Origin of the sequence: Brucella sp. HL-2, assembly GCF_025846885.2 — a bacterium.
GTDB lineage: Bacteria > Pseudomonadota > Alphaproteobacteria > Rhizobiales > Rhizobiaceae > Brucella > Brucella quorumnocens.
The window spans coordinates 1-6,928 of sequence record NZ_JAOYTK010000049.1 but is presented as its reverse complement, the minus strand read 5'-3'; the positions used below and the strand labels follow the sequence as shown (position 1 = coordinate 6,928).

Sequence of the window (6,928 nt, the reverse complement as noted above, 5' to 3'; positions counted from 1 at the left end):
AGCAGAACTGCATCCTTCCCTCTGGCGGAAGCCGGATCGCCGTCTATGCCACCCGCACCGCCCGCACCATCTTGTGGAGCACCGGTCGAAATTCCACCGCCGCCACTTGCCGCCATTGCAGGCTGTGACAAGCTGATACTTGCTGCGAGAAGGGCAATGCCTGAGACCGCACTAAGCAGCGTCCTCGAAAGGCGATATTTTTTATGTAGGACTAGAACTGTGTGCTGAAAACTGCCGTCTAAGTCCGCATTGCGCCGGTTCATATAAATTGCCCCTGATATCCATAAAATGAAGTGATGCTGTTAAAGCATTTTATTAAACGAGAATGAATACCTTGTTTTATTTCAACGATAAATAATTGAGCCAATACACTTTTTAAGGGTGATATTAATTACACAACCCAATTGCGATAACTGCTTTGCAGTACAGTTTTTAACCGACAATACTTACACGCCTACTAATTCTTGAAGTTTTTCGTAAAGAGGGGTGTACGCCGGAACCCCGGAAAATTCCGCGCCCTGATTAGGGTATCCCCTATGAGACTGAGGCTGAATTGAAAGAACAGATAGACGAGTTGTTCTCAGAGGTTTATCAATTGGCCGACTTACGCAATTGTACCGCCAATGACGTGAGCATTAAACATGCGATAACCGGCGTGTACTGGCGCGAATATGATGGTGGCTGGTGGGAATAGTCAGTGCAGGCGCGGCAACATCGGCGATTGAGCCTTCCGTTCAATGTCGATATAGAATTGTCTCATATACGCTCACAAATGATAGAAAACAGGGCGTTTTGGCCCTCCAAGCTGACAATATGCTTAGTTCTTGGTCATTGACCGACAGCGCCGTCAACAAGGTTGAGCGGTTATAAAGGAATATTATGCCTTCTTCTGAAAACAAGACACTCGTCACCCGCTTGAAGCGGCTCTCCAACATTTTGTGCGTGGAGCAGCGGCGACTTTTAGAGGTCGCAGCCGAGAGTGACGGCCTGCCAAACAATGGTGTTCTAAGGCAGATTGCCGAGTTAGAGCTAAACATTGTCGCGGTCGAAAACAGCTTGGCAGAACTTGAAACAAAATGAGCGTCGGTCTGCTCAACAAATCGGCGCTCAGTTTGTATGTGCAATCCGTTAGGTAATCCGAAAGTCGCGCCCCTTCGGGTGCTTTGTTCAGCTAGGCTCACAATAGTATCTTGCATTAAGATAACGTGCTGCAATGCGGCCAGCCTATCATAACGGCCACTGGCAAGCGATCATTTAGCCGCATTCATCACAGTTTCGGGTCGTCCGTCTCATGCGCACGACCCAAAACCGCGATGTTTACCGCCTGTTCTTTCAAATGGCCAAAATCGCACGTTCGGGCCAATTGGGCCAACATAGCTTGTTCCAGATTGATCGAACTTTTTCCCAGTGAGGTAACTCTGGTGCCGACCTGCACTGACCCCGGCCAACCTATTTCCGCTCGATATTCAAGAGTTAACCGAGCGATCACAAACTCGCCATCCGTTATCGTAAGCGTCATGTTCGGACCGTAAAGGATTTCGACCCTGCCGGTCTCAAAGAACGTAGAAAAGACCGCATTATTCACATGCCCTTGGCGATCGGTATCGCGATAGCGAACTTTGTCCGAGGTGCAGATTGAGAACTCATCTATATTTAGGTCATGTTCCATAAAGCACACCTCGTTTTAAATGTGTAAGCCGAAAGCGGGTTGCGACAAAAGCGTTCTGACTTCACGCAAGCCGGGACGTGGCAAGGCGCTTAGAACGGCCTTGTTGCAAGGCCCATCGCAGCAAACGCCATCACCCAGATAGCCGAGAAGGGCTTAGGCAGCGTGGACGAATTGGTTGACGTATTGATTGAAGCTTGATTCAAGACTGCTTTTTGGAGGCAGTTATGAGCCGAGGTGATTTGAGCGAATCCGAATGGCGTGTCTTGAAGGATTTGCTTCCGATTGAAGCCGTCAATCGGGGACGCGGGCGTCGCCCGGAGCAAAATCGTGCAATCATCAACGGCATACTTTGGAGACTTCGCTGCGGTACGCCGTGGCGGGATGTTCCACCTAAATACGGCAATTGGAATACGATCTATCGGCGGTTTCGGCGCTGGAGCGAAGCCGGGGTCTGGGAGGCCGTTTCAGTCACCCTTGCCGAGATCATGGCTGACAGTGGCCACTACAGCATCGATAGCACCACGGTTCGCGCCCATATTTCGGCAGCGGGCGGAAAAGGGGGATTCATCGACGCGCTCTTGGCCGCTCGCGGGGCGGGTTCACCAGTAAACTTCACTGTCTGGCTGATGCCAGAGAAAGACCGCTTGCCTTCCACCTGACAGTTGGCGAGACAGCAGATTGCAAGGCTTATGGCACATTGATCAGCTTACCCGAGCAAGCGCCACAGGCGCTTCTTGCTGATAAGGGCTATGATGCGGATGCTATTCGTAATGATCTTGCCAGCCGCAATATCGAACCCGTCATTCCCGGCAGAGCAAACCGCCGCGTGAAGATCGAATATGATCGCACGCTGTATAAACAACGCAACTTAATCGAACGGATGTTTGGCAGACTTAAAATCAACCGCGCCATTGCCACCCGATACGACCAACTCGCTGAGAGTTTCATCAGCATGGTTCATATCGCCACCGCTAGATACTGGCTCAAATTCGTCCACGCTGCCTAGTAACTCCTGCTATTTTATGGAAGGCGCGTGACCGCGTACTCGACTATCAAACTGCAAAGTGGGTTTGGCATTGTATCGCTCGATACGGACACGATTGAGAGCTCAGGGGAACCTGTTGCACTCACAAATTGAGATTTACCAGCACCAAAAAGCCGTCCATTTTCTTGGCGGCTACCGTCCAAAATTCTAGAACTGCTGGCCGAGACCGAGATTCGCGCGCGCAATCCTAAAGACCCATTTCTAAGAATCAGTTGTGCAACCTGCTTTAACGTCTCACTGTCTTGTGTCTGTCTCGGTTGATGAGACTTAAAAGGCACCAATTATTGCGTGTCGCTACGTATATGGCGTCACATCAGCGGTAGGGAGGCAAGATTTATTATTAAATATTAATGAGAGATAAAAAGAACTTCTTTTGACCACATTTTTTCAGAACTACCTCTGCTGAAAATACCTTTGAGACAGCGCATCATCGAACGGATCTGATGGACGATCGCTTAGAGCTTCGTCTTCTGCCATTTATAAATTACGATATGATGCTTGAAACGGCAGGAGAGAAAATGAGAGCCGAACCCATCGCCCATCCGGTCGCTATTGATCATATACCGTCCTTTATTACCGCTCCGGGACAATCGGATATGCTGTTCAATGTGGTGATTATTTTTCTGCTGGTAGTCATCTTTCTGACCGGGGTTTTGTATCTGAGACTGCATGCGCTTCCGGACCAAATGGCACATAAGACCAATAAGGTTCAGTTACAGCTGGTAGCAGTACTCGGACTGATTGCATTGCTGACTCATAATCAGCTGTTCTGGATTGCTGCCCTGCTTCTCGCGATGACTGATTTGCCGGATTTTGTATCACCGGTAACCTCGATGGCACGCTCACTGGATGCTATAGCCCGCAAAAGAACCCAACCTGCTCCACAGTCTGACCCGTCACAAACAATCCCACCGGTGATAAAAGACATTGCAAGTTCGCCGGCAGTCAGTGTCTCCCCTGTTGTGCATTCCGGGGGGCTCTCTGGTCATGGCACGGCAGCGGAAACGTCCGTCATACCTGATACATCAACTGCGGATATCAATAACGGACAGGAGCAAAAATAATGTTGGAATTTTTGCTTTGTTCAATGATCACAATATTACCGGATTATCTGTTTCGAAGATTTAAGCAGGGAAAAAGAATAGGCAGGGAAATCACGGTTTATTCTGTGTGGTTTGAACTGCGCTGGGGTATTACGGCCTGTATCATTCTGACCGTCTCTCTCATCACGATGATATTCTATTATCATCCTTCCACAACCAATGTCACCGCAGCATTCCGAACTGTGACCATTCTACCCGAAACCGGAGGGCGTGTTGAGGCTGTTTACGTTACCCGCAACCAGAAGGTAAGGGCTGGAGATCCGCTGTTCAAGCTCGATGACAGTAAACAAAAAGCGGCTCTCACTACTGCGCAGCGAAGAATGGCAGAAGTCGATGCTGAAATCGTCGTTTCTAAAAGCGATCTGGTTGCTGCTGATGCCCGCATTAAACAAGCTGAAGCAGCTTTTCTGCAGGCGCGGAATGATGCCAATACGCAGCTTGAATTGCAACGGCGCAATGCCAATGTTGTCGCCCGTAAAGACGTTGAGCGTTATCAATCAATTGCCGATGGTCGTAGCAGTGAGCTTGCTGCGGCTATCGCCAATAAGCAAACGCTGGAAACCAAGATCAACACGTTGCTGCCTGCGCAAAGAGCCAGTGCAGAAGCTGAGTATGCACAATCACAGGTCGAGCTGGATAAAACTGTCGTTAAGGCGGGGGTCGCCGGTACAGTACAGCAGTTTACACTGAGAGCTGGTGAGGTTGTTAATCCACTTTTGCGACCTGCCGGTATTCTCGTGCCAGAAGCGGCCGGTCGTACAGCCCTGATAGCAGGTTTTGGGCAGATAGAGGCACAGGTGATGAAGGTCGGTATGATCGCAGAGGCAACATGTATAGGTAAACCATTCACGATCATTCCTATGGTTGTAACAGATGTGCAGGATGTAATTGCAGGCGGGCAGGTGCGGGCAAGTGACCAACTGGTCGATGTTCAGCAACTGGCAAAAACCGGAACAATTACTGTTACGCTTGAACCGCTCTATGAAGGTCAAATGGCCGATATCCCACCCGGCAGCAGCTGTATCGCCAACGCTTATACCAGTAATCATGAGGAGCTGAATTCAGGCAAGGCAGGAACTATGCGCTCGCTATTCCTGCACGCGGTTGATGCAACCGGGCTTGTCCATGCGATGATCCTGCGGATACAGGCGATTATGATGCCCGTTCAGACTCTCGTACTCTCGGGGCATTAAAATGGATACTCTGTGAGTTCAGGTATAAAGTGCAAAAGATGAAGCGAAGCCTGAAATACGGGCTATCATGCAGAGCTCACGTTCTGGTCAAACTATGAAAATAGGTAGACCGTCACCTGCTATAACGAGGTTAGATTAGCTTATGAATAAATTGTATCTTTCGCTTTCTCTGGCTCTGCTTCCGGCCACAGGTGTGATGTCAGCTCACGCCAAACAACAGGCCGCGATCCAGTCCCCTGCGCCGGGTGTGCTCTGCGACCGTTACGTGTGTGCTAATGACAAAGGGATTTCCCGTAAACTGACGGAAACATATCTCGGTAAGAAGGCCGCTGCGAACAAGATGTTCACAATGAGCGATGTTGACCTAACCGAATTCACCTTTGCCAACGGGGTTTTCTGCGACGTGAAAGAGCGGCTGTGCCGTAACGATCGGTACTATGGTGAAAACGGAAAGCGTACCGGAACCGTCTCGAAGAAGTATACCATGCTGCTGTTTGGTAAATAATAGCATTTTGAAGCAAGCATCGGGGGGACGAAAAATGCGTACGATCAGAATAGTGCATATTGTCACCTGCCACGCTGAAGGCGAAGTCGAAGTCGATGATGTAATTGTTGGTGGCGGTGCTCTGCCAACAATTTCAAATACGCTGTTCCTGATGAATGCGGCTCAGCCATCCTTGTAGTAATAGCTATAGCCGTTCAATGCAGGTGCCCCTCCGAGATGGCTGTAGAGCACGCGCGAACCTTCCGGAAAGAAACCCCTTCGTATCAGATCGATCATGCCCTGCATGGATTTACCTTCATAGACCGGGTCTGTAATCATCGCTTCGGTGCGAGCAGCAAGACGGATTGCTTCATTCGTCTTTTCTGAAGGCATGCCATAAGCTGGATAGGCATAGTCTGGATTGATGATGATTTCATCGTCGCGGATCGCACGGCCAAGTTTTACCAGTTGCGCTGTGTTATCGACGATCATACGCACCTGCGCGCGGGTCTGCTTCGGTGTGCTCGAAGCATCAATCCTGATCACTCTGTTGGCCCTATCTTGCGTACGTATACGGCGTAGACCGCGGGACGTTTTTGCCGTCGCGTGATAGAGTTTCGGAATGGATATCGATGAAGAGAAGATCGACGATGCGGTTCTGGCGCTGCTTTGGCTGACGTTGCACGATGGGCGTTGTGCCTGGAAGGGATTTGACTGGTCAACGACGGACCGTCTGCACCGGAAGGGCCTGATCGGAGATCCGGTGAACAAGTCGAAGTCTCTGGTGCTGACGGATGAGGGTTTGCGGCGCTCGGAGGAACTGTTCCGTCAGTTGTTTACGCGGTAATGCCCCGGTTTTTGCCGTTGCCTGCGGGAACGGTGTCATCTTTTTCGGCGGGCCTGCGTTTGTCTCGCCCACTTTGCTCCAAGCTCATCTACGGCTTTGTTGAGGTGATGGACGTTGGCATAGCCGGGATTGTAATCAGCGCTCAACCATTCGGCAGCATCAGCATACCGCTCATGGCAAAATCGTTGGCTCCCCTCCCAGCAAAGCGACTAAATCCGGGCTTTGATATTGAGGGTGAAGAACATATCTTGGTAACCCAGTTCATGGCGGCAATTCCAGTCTCGACATTGAAGGAACCAGTGACAAACCTTTCTGCGTCTCACGATAAAATCGTATCAGCGCTTGATATGGCTTTTCATGGATTCTGAAGAGGCACGCAAAAACGGCAAAAGAACTCCCGAGAGCGATCGAGCAACATGTCGAATCTCGTCAAAATAAGGAGAGCATGCGAAGACTCTCTCGTAAGTGCTGATTGCCAGTCAAGAACATAGATCACACCGATCAATTTTAATCAGCAGCAATGGTAGCGTGCCGTTGCATTCATTATCGGGATGGTGATCTTCAAAATGACGGCTTGGTCAGCATCA

Annotated in this window: 9 protein-coding genes and 2 pseudogenes; 8 read left to right on the top strand and 3 right to left on the bottom strand. The window is 50.0% G+C overall.

Going from position 1 to position 6,928, the window contains the following annotated elements; translation table 11 throughout:
- The coding region (locus OIV19_RS23130; protein ID WP_264234221.1) for a hypothetical protein at nt 1-263 on the bottom strand (263 nt) is incomplete at its 3' end.
- A gap of 616 nt (nt 264-879) precedes the next feature.
- Between OIV19_RS23130 and OIV19_RS23125 the strand changes: the two genes are divergently transcribed.
- Entirely contained in the window at nt 880-1,080 is a 201-nt protein-coding gene (locus OIV19_RS23125) for a hypothetical protein (protein ID WP_264234220.1), read from the top strand.
- Nucleotides 1,081-1,267: 187 nt separating this feature from the next.
- On the opposite strand, the gene OIV19_RS23120 is transcribed toward OIV19_RS23125, so the two are convergent.
- On the bottom strand, nt 1,268-1,669 hold the full coding sequence (locus OIV19_RS23120) for a thioesterase family protein (protein ID WP_264234218.1): 402 nt from the start codon (nt 1,667-1,669) through the stop codon (nt 1,268-1,270).
- Between the two features lie 224 nt (nt 1,670-1,893).
- Here OIV19_RS23120 and OIV19_RS23115 point away from each other — a divergent pair.
- The 5 genes and pseudogenes from OIV19_RS23115 (at nt 1,894) to OIV19_RS23095 (ending at nt 5,693) form a co-directional block, all read left to right on the top strand.
- Nucleotides 1,894-2,675: pseudogene (locus OIV19_RS23115) on the top strand (IS5 family transposase).
- Nucleotides 2,676-3,232: 557 nt separating this feature from the next.
- On the top strand, nt 3,233-3,778 hold the full coding sequence (locus OIV19_RS23110; RefSeq protein ID WP_264234223.1) for a hypothetical protein: 546 nt from the start codon (nt 3,233-3,235) through the stop codon (nt 3,776-3,778).
- Entirely contained in the window at nt 3,778-5,010 is a 1,233-nt protein-coding gene (locus OIV19_RS23105; protein WP_264234214.1) for an HlyD family secretion protein, read from the top strand. Before OIV19_RS23110 ends, OIV19_RS23105 begins: the two co-directional genes overlap by 1 nt.
- 142 nt (nt 5,011-5,152) lie before the next feature.
- Entirely contained in the window at nt 5,153-5,515 is a 363-nt protein-coding gene (locus OIV19_RS23100) for a YcgJ family protein (RefSeq protein ID WP_264234213.1), read from the top strand.
- Between the two features lie 34 nt (nt 5,516-5,549).
- Nucleotides 5,550-5,693, top strand: a complete 144-nt coding sequence (locus OIV19_RS23095; protein ID WP_264234227.1) for a proline racemase family protein — start codon at nt 5,550-5,552, stop codon at nt 5,691-5,693.
- Here OIV19_RS23095 and OIV19_RS23090 read toward each other — a convergent pair.
- Nucleotides 5,678-6,055, bottom strand: a pseudogene (locus OIV19_RS23090) (PALP domain-containing protein); the annotation flags it as partial. The gene OIV19_RS23095 and the pseudogene OIV19_RS23090 overlap by 16 nt on opposite strands.
- 61 nt (nt 6,056-6,116) lie before the next feature.
- Between OIV19_RS23090 and OIV19_RS23085 the strand changes: the two are divergent.
- Together OIV19_RS23085 and OIV19_RS23080 are read left to right on the top strand one after the other, a co-directional pair.
- Nucleotides 6,117-6,341, top strand: a complete 225-nt coding sequence (locus OIV19_RS23085; RefSeq protein WP_264234211.1) for a DUF6429 family protein — start codon at nt 6,117-6,119, stop codon at nt 6,339-6,341.
- A 32-nt stretch (nt 6,342-6,373) separates the two neighbouring features.
- The gene (locus tag OIV19_RS23080; protein ID WP_264234209.1) at nt 6,374-6,709 is read left to right on the top strand and encodes a CcdB family protein; all 336 of its coding nucleotides are present in this window, start codon (nt 6,374-6,376) and stop codon (nt 6,707-6,709) included.
- Nucleotides 6,710-6,928 lie beyond the last annotated feature (219 nt).